The following is a 14,064-nucleotide window of genomic DNA, read 5'->3' as shown; positions in this document are numbered from 1 at the left end:
TATTCTGTAATTATTTTTTTCATTAATTATTTACCTCCATATATTAAAAATATACCTAATTTTAGGTATATTTTATAAATATCAAGAGTTTTCGACAAAATTAAAGGAATATTCCTATTAATTTATCTAAAAATAGTGATAAAATAATTAGTGGTGATTCAACTTGGCAAGTTTTTTCTGAGGAAGAATTTGCAGCGTATCAAGCAGCTCAAGCGGATTCACGATGAGAACAATTACACGGAAAATTAGTTAAAACAACAAAGGAGGAGAAATAATGGCGGTACCATTTCGAAAAACATCCAAACAGGCAAAAAGAAAACGCCGAACACATTTTAAATTAGTTGGTGCAACTTTGATAGCATGTAAAAATTGTGGAGCATTAATTAAACCACATAGAGTTTGTCGTGAATGTGGATATTATAAGGATAAAGAAGTTATTAGAGTTGATTAGGTTATAATAACTAATTATAAGAAAGGATCAAGAGATTCTTTTTTTTTTTTAACTAATGTTGTATTTATAATTTATCTTGCTTAAAAAAGCCTTTAAATTATTGGTCCAGTAGTAGGGCTTTTTTGTAAAAAATTTTTTGGGAAAAGTGTTGCAATATGGGAAAGAGTATAATACAATATGTATGAAAGTGGGGGAAAATGGGACAAAATGGCATTATTAGGAACTTACAATCATACATTAGATGATAAAGGACGATTAACAATTCCTTCTAAAATGAGAGAACAGTTTAAAGATGATAAAGTCTTTATTTCTCTTGGTTTTGATGGTTGTATTGATGTTCGTAATGAAGCTGAATGGTTAAAGTGAACAGAAAAAGTTGCTTCAACTGGACAAGCCACAGCCGAAGGAAGGGCTTTGACACGAAAAATTATGTCAATGTCTGATGAAACTACTTTCGATAATGCTGGACGAATTAAAATTTCGTCCATTTTGCAAAATAAAGCAAATATTACAAAAGATGTTGTTATTATTGGAAACAATGACCACTTGGAATTATGAGATCCGAAAGTTTGAGAAGTATACATTGAACAAGCACCAGGAATCGAAGAAGCGGCAAAAAATTTTGAGGAAAAAATTTAACGTATGGAATTTAAACATCAGACAGTCTTATTACAAGAAGCAATTGCCGGTTTAAATGTTCAAAACAATGGAATTTATGTTGATTGTACCTTAGGGCGAGCCGGACATAGTCTTGAAATTTTAAAGCATCTTCCAAATGGAAAGTTATATTGCTTTGAGCAAGATGAAGCAGCAATTGTTGCTTCTGAAGAAATTTTGCAGAAGAGTAAATATCGTAATTATGAAATTATTAAAAATAATTTTGTTAATTTAGCTGCTGAATTACAACTACGATATGTTAAAGCAGTTAATGGTATTTTATATGACCTCGGAGTATCATCACCACAATTAGATGATGATAACCGTGGTTTTAGTTATCGCTATGATAGTCCATTGGACATGCGGATGAATCAACATCAAGGATTAACAGCAAAAACCATTGTTAATACTTATTCGCAAGAAGCTTTAGTAAAACTTTTTCAAGATTATGGTGAAGAACCATTTGCAAAAGTAATTGCAAAAAACATTGTTATTGCTCGTAATGAACAAGAAATTGTTACTACTTTCCATCTTGTTGAAATTATTAAAAAAAGTTTGCCACAAAAGATTTTAAAAAAGGCAAAACATCCAGCAAAACGAGTTTTTCAAGCATTACGAATTGAAGTAAATCAAGAGTTATTTATTTTACAAGAATCATTACGACAAGCAACAACTTTATTAGCGGTGCATGGTCGGTTAGTTGTAATTTCGTTTCATTCATTAGAAGATCGTATTGTTAAAAAATATTTTCAAAGTTTAACAAAAGATCCTAATTATGAAATAAATCAACAGCTACCAGTAATATCACATTTTGAAAGTGATTATCAGATTATTACTAAGAAAGCAATTGTACCTTCGGTAACTGAACAAACAAACAACCATCGAAGTACAAGTGCTAAATTAAGAATATTAGAACGGGTGAAATAATATTCTAAAATTTGAAAAGGAGGTGAACGAAGTGGATTATAAGTTAAAAGAAGTATATTCTGTGTTAGAAATTAAAAATTATAGTTTTAGTTTTATGGTTGGTGTTTATACTGAATCACAAATTAAAGTGCTTTATAAAAGGCATCTTGAATATCATTTTTGTGATAATGGTATCATTATTGATGAAAAAAATGTGGCTAAAAAATTAGTTAATTTAATTAAAGATGCAAATCGACAATTAGGAATTGTAATTGAACGGGTGGCAATTAGTATTCCAGCAAATAATATGACAATTAAAACTTCAATCAAAATGCTAAATTTAACACATGATCGTCTAATTACGAAGAATGATATTGATTCATTAATTACATTAGCAAAAGAAGTTCCTTTATTAGATGATGAAACTGCTTTTTTTATTAGACCATATCGTTACATTCTTAATGAACAAAAAGCATTATCAGCACCACCAATAGGGCAGGCAGCGCACAAAGTACGTATTAAGGCAATTGTTTATGTAACAAAAAAACAGATTGTTCAAAGTATTTTTGCGACACTTAAATATGCCAAAATTGAAGTTATGGGTATCCTTCCAGAAGGGTTTAGTCTTGCGTGAAATATTGCATCACCAGTTGATTTGCAAAATGGAATTACAATTATTAATTGAGATTATGATAATATTATCGCTTATGTTTTTGTTCGTGAAACTTTATGTGAACAAATTATTACTCCGGGTGGTATTAAAAAAATAATTACGCGATTACGTAATGTCTTAAGTTGTGATAATAAGCAAGCACTAAAATATTTATATAAAATTATTAATTTAAATAATAATAGTAAAGATAATTTAATTATTTATAGCAAATATGATCAACAGCAACAAACACAATTAAATTTTACCCATTATGATTTAAAACGAATTGTTAATCATGTTTTAACAGAAGAAATGGAAACATTGAGTGAAAAGTTAGCTAATAGCTTAGGGCACTATAACTATCCAGTGGTTCTTGTTGGTGAAATTTTACGAATTAGTGGGTTTAAAGAAAATTTGTTGGCATTAAATAAAGATAAAAATGTTACCGTTTATATTGCTTCAACATTAGGAGCAAAAGAAACATGATGTATTGGCTTATTGGGAAATATTTATTATCAACATTTAGCAAATAAAGTTAGTGCAACAAATATTCAATCGGTTGATCATCGTTATATTCGTTATTTAAATAATAATGGTGATAAAAAAGGACCACGAAATGACAAATATGGTGAGCATCATCAACCAGGTGGCAATGCTAATCCGGCACAAGGGGTTATGCCGCTAAGTAACCAGCATTTAAACGGTTCGCAACAATATCAACAAAAATACTACCAAAATATTAAATAAATAGTATAATATATAAAAAATGGAGGAATTAAGGTTATGGACAATTTTGATAATTATGAACAAGTCGCGTCAATAAAAGTTATCGGTATTGGTGGTGCTGGTAATAATGCTGTCAATCGGATGATTGAAGCAGGCGTACAAGGGGTTGAATTTATTGTTGCTAATACTGATGCCCAGATTATTAGTGTTTCAAAATCAAAAAATAAAATTGTATTAGGTAAAGAAACATCAAAAGGGCTAGGAGCAGGTGCTAATCCTGATGTTGGTCGTCAAGCAGCAATTGAATCAGCAGAGGAAATTAAAGACGCTTTAAAAGGGGCAGATATGGTTTTTGTCGCCGCTGGAATGGGTGGTGGAACTGGAACTGGGGCTGCTCCTATTATTGCCAAACTTGCCAGAGAACAGGGTGCTTTAACCGTTGGAATTATTACAACGCCATTTTCATTTGAAGGACGTGCGCGCAATAGTTATGCTATTCAAGGAACCGAAGAACTACGTAAACATGTTGATTCATTAATTATTATTTCAAATGATCGCTTATTAGAAGTAATTGGTGGTGTCCCATTAAAAGATTCATTCAAAGAAGCAGATAATATTTTACGCCAAGGAGTTCAAACCATTACTGATTTAATTGCAGTACCATCCTTAATTAATTTAGACTTTGCAGATATTAAGACCGTGATGAAAAATAAAGGGAATGCTTTATTTGGCATTGGGATTGGTTCAGGTAAAGATAAAGCAATTGAAGCTGCTAATAAAGCAATTATTTCTCCATTATTAGAAGCATCAATTCGTGGTGCTCGTGATGCTATTATTAATGTTACTGGTGGTAATACCTTAACCTTAAATGATGCTAATGATGCTGTTGATATTGTTAAACAAGCAATTGGTGGCGAAGTTAATATTATTTTTGGAACAGCAGTTAATGAGCATTTAGATGATGAAATGATTGTAACTGTCATTGCAACTGGGTTCGATGAAGAACAAAATTTTACTAATCTAGATAATGGTTATCGTGCTTCAATGGAAGAATACGAAGCACCAGCACCACGCCCAACACGGGATGCTGAGGTTAGTGATGACAATGATCAAGATGTTGCTCGTAAACGGCCAAGTTATTTCACTAATTTATCTGAAAATGCTGAACGTGAAACAGCGAATGCAAACCGTCGGATTAATGCGTGACGAGAACATGTTAATAATAATCAAGTCGTTGAACATGACGATGAAGATGATGATTTACCACCATTTGTTCGTCGTAGTTGATAATAATGAGCATTTTTAAGAAAAAACAACGAAGTATTTACGAATCTCAACCACGAATTGATTTTAATGATAGCCCAACCGCACCAATTGTCCATAGTGATCAACCATTAGATCAACCATTAACAAAACCTGTTCTTGCCCCAGAAACACCCTTTCAAAAGGTGAATTTTGAGCGTGAAAGCGAAGTACAGCCTTCTTCTGAAGTTAGTAGTAACACAAGTGTACTTACAACTGGTTTTATTGCTGATAGTTATAATGATGCTCCCAAAATGGCTGATTTATTATTGACAAAAGGGCAATTAATTGTTCATTTAGAGAAGTTACCAAAAGGAGAACGGGTACGGCTATTAGATTTTATTAGTGGTGTGATGTATGCTTTTAATGGTGATGTTCAAAAAAATGAACATAGAACTTATCAATTTACAATTCAAAAAGATGCTTAATAAGACACAATTATTGCAACATTATCAGCAAGATTATGAATTAATTAATAAAATTAAAGGATGATGTGAACAAGCCCACCGTGGGCAAGTTGTTAACACAGATTTTCTTGATTTACGTCAAATTGCAATTTTGCAAGCAATCTTGGCACAAGAAAACATTACTAATTATTTTATTCATAAACCATTAACAAATGGTTTTCGAGCAACTGTTAGTTTTAATGCTAAGCACGATAATACGGTTATTTTACATGCGAAACAACCAACACCGCATTTTTTTCAACATCATCAGGTGCTTGGTTTTATTTTAAACCAATTACAATTAGAAATGCGAGTGATTGGTGATTTATATATCACAGCAAATGATTTATATTTAAGTGTTTTAAAGAAAATTATGCCAGTGTTTATTAATGCTCCATTAATTATTCAAAAGAACTTATTAAATTGGACTATTAACCTTGCCCCTGTTGTTGTTGAATATCAATTTACTGTTTTTATAAAAACAGTAAAAAGTTTACGCTTAGATGCTGTGGTAAGTGCCCTTTGCAATGTTTCACGCCAACAAGCACAAAAATATGTTGAACAAAATTATGTTTATGTTAATTTTTCAGTGGTAAATAATAAGACTTTTCAAGTTGCTTGTGATATTATAATATCAATAAAACGGTATGGTCGTTTTAAAATTAATGCAATTTTACCATCAAAAAATCAACATTATCGAATTACAATTGCAAAGTTTGCATAAAGTAGGGAAAATATGGCAGAACAAGAGAAAGATTTACGGACAATTATTTATGAACAAAATGAAATTATAGAAAAATTAACATACGATAATCGCCAATTAATGTTGCGTTTACAAGAATTACAACATTTAGAGCATATTTCACGCTATAATATTGAAAAATCACGCGAAGCATTTGAAGTTGCAAGTCATAATGCAGGACGGATTATTATGAAAGCAGTTGATTTTTCTTATGCTTTTAAAGAAGAAATTGCAGTATTACTTGATGACATTGATCATAATCGGCATAATCCCCAGAATGTGTTAAAAGTAATTGATGATTTTTTAGAACGAAATAAGCGCATTTATGCCTTTTCCATTAATGATGGTGAACGAATTACAGAATTGATTAAAAAAGAAATTATTAACAAAATTAAATAAATAGTGTAATATTTATTTATAAGAAAACAAACCACGGTTATTTGCTCGTTTTATTACAGCAAGATTAGGATGATGTGAGCTAATCATAAAAGACAAATAATTATCTCTTGTTTTTACAATTTAAAATAAAGAAAAAAAGGTAAATATTATTACAATATTTATAAAGTAAGATGGTACCGTGCATTTGCGCTCTTATAGTCTTACTTTTTTTATGACAGAAAGGAAAAAACACTGATGAATTATAAAGATACATTATTAACTCCCAATACCTTATTTGAGATGAAAGCTAACTTGGCAGTAAAAGAACCGCAAATTCAGTTAGAGTGACTTAAAACAAATGTTGTTTCAGGGCGCTATCAACATAATGCTAACAACCAACCCTTTATTTTACATGATGGTCCTCCTTATGCAAATGGGGATTTACATGTTGGTCATGCGTTAAACAAAATTTTAAAAGATTTTATTGTTCGTTATTATAATCAAAAAGGATTTTATAGTCCATGAATTTGTGGCTGAGATACGCATGGTTTGCCAATTGAAACTGCTGTTGTTAAAAGCGGGGTTGATCGGAAAACAACTCCACCAGTTGCCTTTCGCCAAATTTGTCGTCAATATGCTTTAGACCAAATTGAAAAACAAATTACGCAATTTAGTTGATTAGGTTTGTTTAGTGATTTTCAGCAAAAATATGTAACATTAGATTTGCCATATGAATTAGAACAATTACGATTATTTCAAACAATGGTTCAAAAAAAAATAGTTTATCGGCAATTAAAGCCAATTTATTGATCACCTTCAAGTGAATCAGCTTTAGCGGAGGCAGAAATTGAATATGCTGATTTAACATCACCATCAATTTATGTAACTTTTACAGTAACAACAGGAAATAAGGTGATTAAACCAGGAACAAAATTTTTAATTTGAACAACAACACCATGAACAATTCCAATGAATCAATTGTTAGCGGTTGGAAAAGATGTTGTTTATGTTGAAGTTCTTGTTGAAGGTGAAAAATACTTATTTGCTAAGGCTTTATTTGACGAGTTACAAACATTATTAAATTGGAAAAAAGTTAAAATTGTACAAGAAGTAGTTGGTGCTAAATTAGTTGGAATTATTACAAAACATCCTTTATATGACCGCGATAGTTCTGTTGTTCTTGGCCACCATGTTACTGTTGAAGCTGGGACAGGAATTGTCCATATCGCATCGGGATTTGGTGAAGATGATTATTTGATTGCCCGTACGAACAATGTTCCAATCTTTGCACCATTAGATGATACTGGAAAATATACTCCAGAAGTAGCAGATGATAGTTTAGTTGGTGTTTATTATGAAGATGCAAATAAAATGATTGGTCAACGATTAGAACAAAATGGCGCTTTGTTAAAATTAAAATTTACAAAACATCGTTATCCAATTGATTGACGAACAAAAAAACCAGTTATTTATCGTGCAACAGCACAATGATTTGTTTCAATTGAAAAAATTAAGCCAGAATTATTAAAAGAAATTAGACAAGTACAATGAAATCCACAATGAGCAGCAAAAAGAATGGAAACAATGATTGAAAATCGTCAGGATTGATGTATTTCTCGTCAAAGATTATGGGGTGTACCAATTATTGCCTTTTACGATGAAAATAATCAACCACAATTTACAACAGAATTAATTGAACATGTAATTAATTTATTTGCCAAAACAAAAACAACTGACATTTGATTTGAATGAAGTGCTGATCAATTGTTGCCACCAGCTTATCAAAATCGCAATTGACGAAAAGAGCAAGATATTATGGATGTTTGATTTGATAGTGGTGTTAGTAATTTAGCAGTAACAAAAGAATATCATTTACCCCATCCCGTTAATGTTTATTTGGAAGGAATTGACCAATTTCGAGGATGATTTAATTCATCATTAATTACTTCGGTTGTGGCGACAGGTCATGCTCCTTACCAAGTTGTTTTATCACATGGTTTTGCTAATGATGAAAAAGGCAGCAAAATGAGTAAATCATTGGGAAATGTTATCTCACCATTAGCAATTACTGACCAGTATGGGGCTGATATTTTACGAATGTGAGTAGCTTCGGTTGATTATCGTGATGATGTTAAAATTGGGCCAGAAATTTTAAAACAAATTGCGGAAGCTTATCGAAAAATTCGTAATACATTACGGTTTTTATTAGCAAATTTAAATGATTTTAATCCAGCAACTGATTTACAATCAAAATTAGGAGATGTTGATTATTATGTGTTACATTTAGCGCAGGAATTTCAACAAAAAGTAAATAAAAGTTATGAAGAATTTAATTTTAATAATGTTTATACTTTAATTAATAATTTTGTTACCACAACATTATCAAAATTTTATTTAGATTTTACAAAAGATATTTTATATATTGAGGAAATGAAATCACCGCGTCGTCGTGCGGTACAAACAACATTATATTATTTATATCGGATTTTAGTTGATGTTTTAAAACCAATTATTCCGCATACAGTTGAAGAAAGTCATCGCTTTATTACATATCCCGACCAACAAAGCTCGGTTCATTTAGAAGAAAATTTTGTTTTAACAATGGCTATTAATGATAAATTAATTGCAAAATGAGACCAAGTGCTGAAATTGCGAGATGATGTTAATAAAGAATTAGAATGTCGTCGTGAACAAAAAGAAATTAAAAAATCATTAGAATGTCAAGTAACGATTGCTTTAAAACCAGCCTATGCAAGTTTAGCAGCAATTAAGGATTTATATCAAATTTTTATTGTTAGTGAAATTATTTTTACTACTGACCATCAGAACTTAACAGAATATGAAACTAGTTTTTTAAAAGTTCAAGAAAAAGCTGGTTTAAAATGCCAACGTTGTTGAATAATTTATAATCATTTAAATGTCCAAAATAATGAAATTTGTGATCGCTGTTTTAATGTTTTATCGGTAAAAAATGTGCGATAATATATAAAACGAAAAAGGAGTCAAAAGCAAATGAAAGAACGAACAAAACAATTTTGATATGATTTTAAAGACCATTTTAAAAATCGAGATTATATTTGAAAATATAAACTCCAAGTTTGTCTACCAATTTTTATTTCGTTATTAATATTAGATATTATTACGAAGCAATTAGCTTTTGATTTATTGTCCCATGACCCAGCAGCTACCGAAGTTAAATTTTTGGATGGATTTATTAATTTTAAATTTATGGTTAATAAAGGAATTGCTTTTGGAACAAATGCTGATAATCTTCCGCTTGTTATTATTGGTGCAGTTTTTATTACTTTGTTTGCATTTAGTATTCTTTTATATATTAATAATAAAACTGCTGCTGTTGGTTTAATGATGATTACAACTGGTGGGTTTGGTAATTTAATTGACCGTATGTGAAACCATGGTGGGGTTGTTGATTTTCTAGCATGAATTTTATTTTCCCCTTATAGTGTGTTTAATTTAGCTGATACTTGAGTAACTTTTGGTGTTATTGTCTTAATTTTTGCTATTATTATTGAAATTATTCAGTTTTATCGTGAGCGAGCACGAAGCAAACGCGAAGAGCATTTTGAACCAAATGACTAAGATTACCTTTACTGTTTCTTCATCAGCTCGAATTGATAAAATTTTAACTGATTATTTTAAAACAAATCCCACTCCTTTTTCGCGAACTAAAATCCAAGCATTAATTAAGCAAGAGAAAGTTCAAGTTAATGGACAAGTTGTACCGGCAAATTATGTTAGTCAAATTGGAGACCATGTTCGTATTGAATTTCCAAATTCTAAAGCAAGTGAATTAACACCAATGCCAATCCCATTAACAATTTTGTATAAAGATAGTTATTTAATGGTGATTGATAAACCAAATAATTTAGTTGTTCATCCAGCACCAGGACACCAGAATGATACTTTAGTTAATGCTTTATTAGCACGAGGAGTGCAATGGTCAACTGCCAGTGGTGAGCAACGCCCAGGAATTGTCCATCGCATTGATCGCCAAACGACAGGAACTTTAATTATTGCTAAAAATGATGTTGTTCATCATCAACTACAACAACAAATTCAAACAAAGCAATTACAACGCCGCTATTTAGCGCTTGTTCATGGTCAAATTATTGAAAATCGCGCTAAAATTGATGCGCCAATTGGCCGTGACCCTAATAATCGCAAGAAAATGACAGTTACAGCAAAAAATTCTAAAAAAGCAGTAACTAATATTCTTGTAATTGAACGCTTTAATGATTATACTTATATAGAGTGTGAATTAGAAAGCGGGCGAACTCATCAAATTCGAGCCCATCTAAAATACATTAACCATCCTATTGTTGGTGATCCGTTATATGGCACAGCCGCTGATAAAAAAGAAAGTTTTGGACAATATCTGCATGCGTATAAATTAAGATTTATTCATCCAGTTACTAAAGAAACTCTGACCATTACAGCAGCCTTACCACAAGAGTTTGAACAAAGATTAGCAATATTATGCGCGAAAGGATAGAAAACAATGAGTTTTGATAAAGATAAATTATCTCTAGTTGATTATTTTTTAAAACAAGAAAAATACAATGTTTATAAAAGTAAACCACGTAATAATAATAATGTTTATTTATATAAAGTTGATAGTAAAGAATTTCAAATTATTAAAATTATTGATAATTTTAGTGGTAAATTTAATGATTTCATCATTAATGATGAGGTTGTGCAAACGTTAAAGACTTTTTTAAATAAAAAATTTCAACGCGCAAAACTTACTATTTTATCAATTATTTTAATTGAAAATCGTTTGCAGATTTATAAAGATGATAGTGGCGATGTAACATTATTTGTTGACAAAAATAATTATCTTGACCGTTTAAGTACTTATTATCCGAACATTACAATGTTGCAAGAAAATAATGAAAATGATACTTCAATGGCGGGGATGACAACTGAGGAAATTTTAGATGGGATTAAAGACCCTAATAGTAAATTAACAAAAAATTTAAAGCAACTAAGTGATAAATTAAGTGTCAATAACCTTGGTGTTACATGAGTTTTAATTGCTTTATTATTAATTATTCCAATTGTTGGAATCTTTTTTGGTGCGCAAATTTTTAATACTCAAGGCTTAAGTGAAGGAGCAACGCAATTAGTTTATGGTAGTGTTACTCGTGATTTATTAATTTGAAATAATCAATGATGGCGATTATGAACATATGTTTTATTTTCCAGTAACCCATTGTTAGTAGTTTTAAATTTATTTATGATTTTTAGTGTTGCTCGTTATGCAGAAGCTTTGTTAGGGCGTTGACGATTATCAGTCATTTTAGTAGTTGGGATCCCCTTAGCCGGAGTATTTTTAGCAGCCGTATTACCAAATTGAATTTTTGGCGGATCAACTATTTTATTAGCAATTTTATGAGGAAGTTTGTTTAGTTATAACTATGGTAAAGAAGATTTAGGGGTGTTAATTGCCAACCAACGAACTTTAATTATTATGCTGTGGTTGCTAATAATGCCAATCTTTTTAGGTTATTCATTTTATTTAATTAATTTTGTTGGTTTTTTTGTTGGTAGTGCGCTTGGTTATGGTTTAGAATTTAACCGTTCACATCGTGTTAATTGAACAATATTATATCCAGTTTTTATTATTGTAACAATGATTGTGGTTAGTACAATTGCATTATTATGAATACGTTATGTTCCACCCTATAATCGTGCTATTATTGACGCATTATTAAGTTATTGACGTGCAGGTTTGATGGAAAAAAGTGCAATTGAGGAAATGTTAAATAATTATTATTTTTATCCAAAAGCAAATTGACCAATCTTTTTGTTACAAAGTCAGTCTAGTTTTAGTGATCTCTTTTCTAATTTTAAAGGAGGAATCTTTAATTTATGACAACAGTAACAGGAAAAAAACGTAATGATTATTTATCATGAGATGATTTCTTCTTAAGTGTTGCGCATGTTTGTGCAATGCGAAGCAAAGATCCACATACACAAGTTGGGAGTTGTGTTGTTAACGAAATTGGGCAAATTATTGCGACAGGTTATAACGGTTTACCCCGTGGTTTAAATGATGATGATTTTCCATGAGCACGGGAAGGGGAATATTTAAAAACAAAATATCCTTATGTTGCTCATGCTGAATTAAATGCCATTTTAAGTGCACGAACAAATTTAGAAAATTGTCGAATTTATACAACCTTATTTCCTTGTGCAGAATGTACAAAAATCATCATTCAAGCTGGAATTAAAGAAGTTATTTATGATGATGACAAATACGAAGGCAGCGATGATAATCAAGCAGCAAAGCGGATGTTTGACCAAGCACAAGTGCATTATCGCTGCTTACCAGCTATTAATGTTATAGTCGAACGACAAGAGGAAAATAATTAGATTTACAAATAAAACTATAAATTATCAAATAAAATCAAAATCCTTTATTAACTTATTTTTATAAATTATTAGAGAAAGAAAAGTTTTTAAGATGAAGCATTTTTTACAGATCGGAAATTATTAATTTATCGTATTATTGGTATTATATTAATTTTTGCTTTTTTAGTTTGTGATTTTATTTTAGCGTTAAAAACAAAAAGTGGCATTTATGGGCAGTTACCAAGTTATGGAGAGCCTTTAAGCCATTATTATTCATATTTTACAACACAAACAAATTATCTAGTTTTTGTTTATTTTATTTTTTATTTATTTCAAAAAAAATTTAAAAATACAAAACCAGTTTTTATTATTCGCTTAATGGTAACAGTTTATATTACAATGACAATGCTAGTATTTTGATTAGGATTAGCAGTGCAAGGTGATATAGTAACAAATATGAGTGTTTATGAATGAATTTCAACATTTATTTTGCATACCATTATTCCGATTGCAATGATTTTAAGTTATATTGTTACTGCTGGTGATATATTTTACAAATTTGAAATCCATCATAAAACTAATTATTGATTAATTTGTTTATATCCGACCCTATATTTAATTTGTATTTTAATTCGTGGTTATATTCGACATAGTGACCACCAACCAGACAATACTCTATTTCCTTATTTTTTCTTAAATTTTTATGTAACAAATGGTTTTGCCTTATTAGCTGTTGGCTCAGTGTTAATTTTACCTTATGTACTTCATTTCAATATTTTTATATCTGAATTAATAACTTATTTTATTTTCGTAAGCAAATTAAAGAAAATAATATTACCAAAGTTGATCAAATTAAAATTATGATAAATATTAAACAACATTGCCAATTAGATCAAAAAGGTAAAATTGCTATGATTCTAGCGATTGTAGTTACTATTTTTAATATTATTTTTTCCGTTTTATATTATGTTTATTGTGATATGTGGTCAAAAATCTTAAATTATTCTTATCAAAAAGAACTTGTCTTAGCTTTTAGTATTATTACCTTAATTTTTGCCATCTTAGGATTAAAAAATCTTTATTGAGCTCGAATTGTGGTTGGCTTTTGTTCAATTGCTTTAGTATGTTTTAATTGAATTTGAATTCTTGGCCCTGTGTTTGATATTGTAATTGCAACATTATGTTTAAATAATCATAAATATTCGAAAGCAGATTTGGATGCTTATTTAGCAACACAGCAGCAACCATTAAAATATAAAGCAAAAATAATTCCTAATGTAAAGTAAAGATGCAAATAGGACAATTCGCCCTTATTAAGTCAATAATAGACTTCTTGCATAACCTATTAAAATAATTGTAAATATTTTTAAAAAGATACTAATAGCAAATTATAATTTTAATTAATTATGTCTTTTATTTAAAAATTTAA

The 14,064-nt window shown here is 30.0% G+C and carries 15 protein-coding genes; all 15 read left to right on the top strand.

Annotated features, from left to right (window positions below; all coding sequences use genetic code 4):
- Window positions 1-274 precede the first annotated feature (274 nt).
- The 15 genes from rpmF to EHV01_RS00765 all read left to right on the top strand — a co-directional run bounded on the left by rpmF (window position 275) and on the right by EHV01_RS00765 (window position 13,921).
- Window positions 275-451, top strand: coding sequence for a 50S ribosomal protein L32 (gene rpmF / locus EHV01_RS00835; protein WP_004027582.1), 177 nt, complete (start codon window positions 275-277; stop codon window positions 449-451).
- Window positions 452-628: 177 nt separating this feature from the next.
- Window positions 629-1,090, top strand: coding sequence for a division/cell wall cluster transcriptional repressor MraZ (gene mraZ, locus EHV01_RS00830; RefSeq protein ID WP_422065780.1), 462 nt, complete (start codon window positions 629-631; stop codon window positions 1,088-1,090).
- 3 nt (window positions 1,091-1,093) lie between these two features.
- A complete protein-coding gene (rsmH, locus tag EHV01_RS00825; RefSeq protein ID WP_422065779.1) occupies window positions 1,094-2,035 on the top strand; it encodes a 16S rRNA (cytosine(1402)-N(4))-methyltransferase RsmH in 942 nt (313 codons plus the stop codon).
- A gap of 31 nt (window positions 2,036-2,066) precedes the next feature.
- Complete coding sequence (locus EHV01_RS00820) at window positions 2,067-3,413, top strand: cell division protein FtsA (protein WP_422065778.1); 1,347 nt, start codon at window positions 2,067-2,069, stop codon at window positions 3,411-3,413.
- A gap of 36 nt (window positions 3,414-3,449) precedes the next feature.
- Window positions 3,450-4,682: a cell division protein FtsZ gene (ftsZ, locus tag EHV01_RS00815; RefSeq protein ID WP_422065777.1), complete on the top strand. Its 1,233-nt coding sequence runs from the start codon at window positions 3,450-3,452 to the stop codon at window positions 4,680-4,682.
- Window positions 4,683-4,684: 2 nt separating this feature from the next.
- Window positions 4,685-5,122 (top strand): cell division protein SepF, encoded by a 438-nt coding sequence (locus EHV01_RS00810; protein WP_422065776.1) that lies wholly within the window; start codon window positions 4,685-4,687, stop codon window positions 5,120-5,122.
- On the top strand, window positions 5,115-5,864 hold the full coding sequence (locus EHV01_RS00805; RefSeq protein WP_422065775.1) for a S4 domain-containing protein: 750 nt from the start codon (window positions 5,115-5,117) through the stop codon (window positions 5,862-5,864). The genes EHV01_RS00810 and EHV01_RS00805 overlap by 8 nt, the downstream gene beginning before the upstream one ends.
- Window positions 5,865-5,876: 12 nt before the next feature.
- On the top strand, window positions 5,877-6,281 hold the full coding sequence (locus EHV01_RS00800) for a hypothetical protein (RefSeq protein WP_348735334.1): 405 nt from the start codon (window positions 5,877-5,879) through the stop codon (window positions 6,279-6,281).
- A gap of 234 nt (window positions 6,282-6,515) precedes the next feature.
- Complete coding sequence (ileS, locus tag EHV01_RS00795) at window positions 6,516-9,242, top strand: isoleucine--tRNA ligase (protein ID WP_422065774.1); 2,727 nt, start codon at window positions 6,516-6,518, stop codon at window positions 9,240-9,242.
- 30 nt (window positions 9,243-9,272) lie between these two features.
- Window positions 9,273-9,860 carry a signal peptidase II gene (gene lspA, locus EHV01_RS00790; protein ID WP_422065773.1) on the top strand — a complete coding sequence of 196 codons (588 nt, stop codon included), beginning with the start codon at window positions 9,273-9,275 and terminating at the stop codon, window positions 9,858-9,860.
- Window positions 9,853-10,773 (top strand): RluA family pseudouridine synthase, encoded by a 921-nt coding sequence (locus EHV01_RS00785; RefSeq protein WP_422065772.1) that lies wholly within the window; start codon window positions 9,853-9,855, stop codon window positions 10,771-10,773. Before lspA ends, EHV01_RS00785 begins: the two co-directional genes overlap by 8 nt.
- Before the next feature lie 6 nt (window positions 10,774-10,779).
- Window positions 10,780-12,165 carry a rhomboid family intramembrane serine protease gene (locus EHV01_RS00780; protein WP_422065770.1) on the top strand — a complete coding sequence of 462 codons (1,386 nt, stop codon included), beginning with the start codon at window positions 10,780-10,782 and terminating at the stop codon, window positions 12,163-12,165.
- Entirely contained in the window at window positions 12,153-12,656 is a 504-nt protein-coding gene (locus EHV01_RS00775) for a deoxycytidylate deaminase (RefSeq protein WP_422065769.1), read from the top strand. Before EHV01_RS00780 ends, EHV01_RS00775 begins: the two co-directional genes overlap by 13 nt.
- A 357-nt stretch (window positions 12,657-13,013) precedes the next feature.
- Window positions 13,014-13,502 carry a hypothetical protein gene (locus EHV01_RS00770; protein WP_422065768.1) on the top strand — a complete coding sequence of 163 codons (489 nt, stop codon included), beginning with the start codon at window positions 13,014-13,016 and terminating at the stop codon, window positions 13,500-13,502.
- The gene (locus tag EHV01_RS00765) at window positions 13,496-13,921 is read left to right on the top strand and encodes a hypothetical protein (RefSeq protein WP_422065767.1); all 426 of its coding nucleotides are present in this window, start codon (window positions 13,496-13,498) and stop codon (window positions 13,919-13,921) included. Before EHV01_RS00770 ends, EHV01_RS00765 begins: the two co-directional genes overlap by 7 nt.
- Window positions 13,922-14,064: the final 143 nt, after the last annotated feature.

This window comes from Spiroplasma sp. hy2 (assembly GCF_044714365.1).
In the GTDB taxonomy this organism is placed as follows: Bacteria; Bacillota_I; Bacilli_A; order Mycoplasmatales; family Mycoplasmataceae; genus Spiroplasma; species Spiroplasma phoeniceum.
Note: the sequence above shows the minus strand (reverse complement) of the source record. Positions and strands in the feature narration are given on the sequence as shown.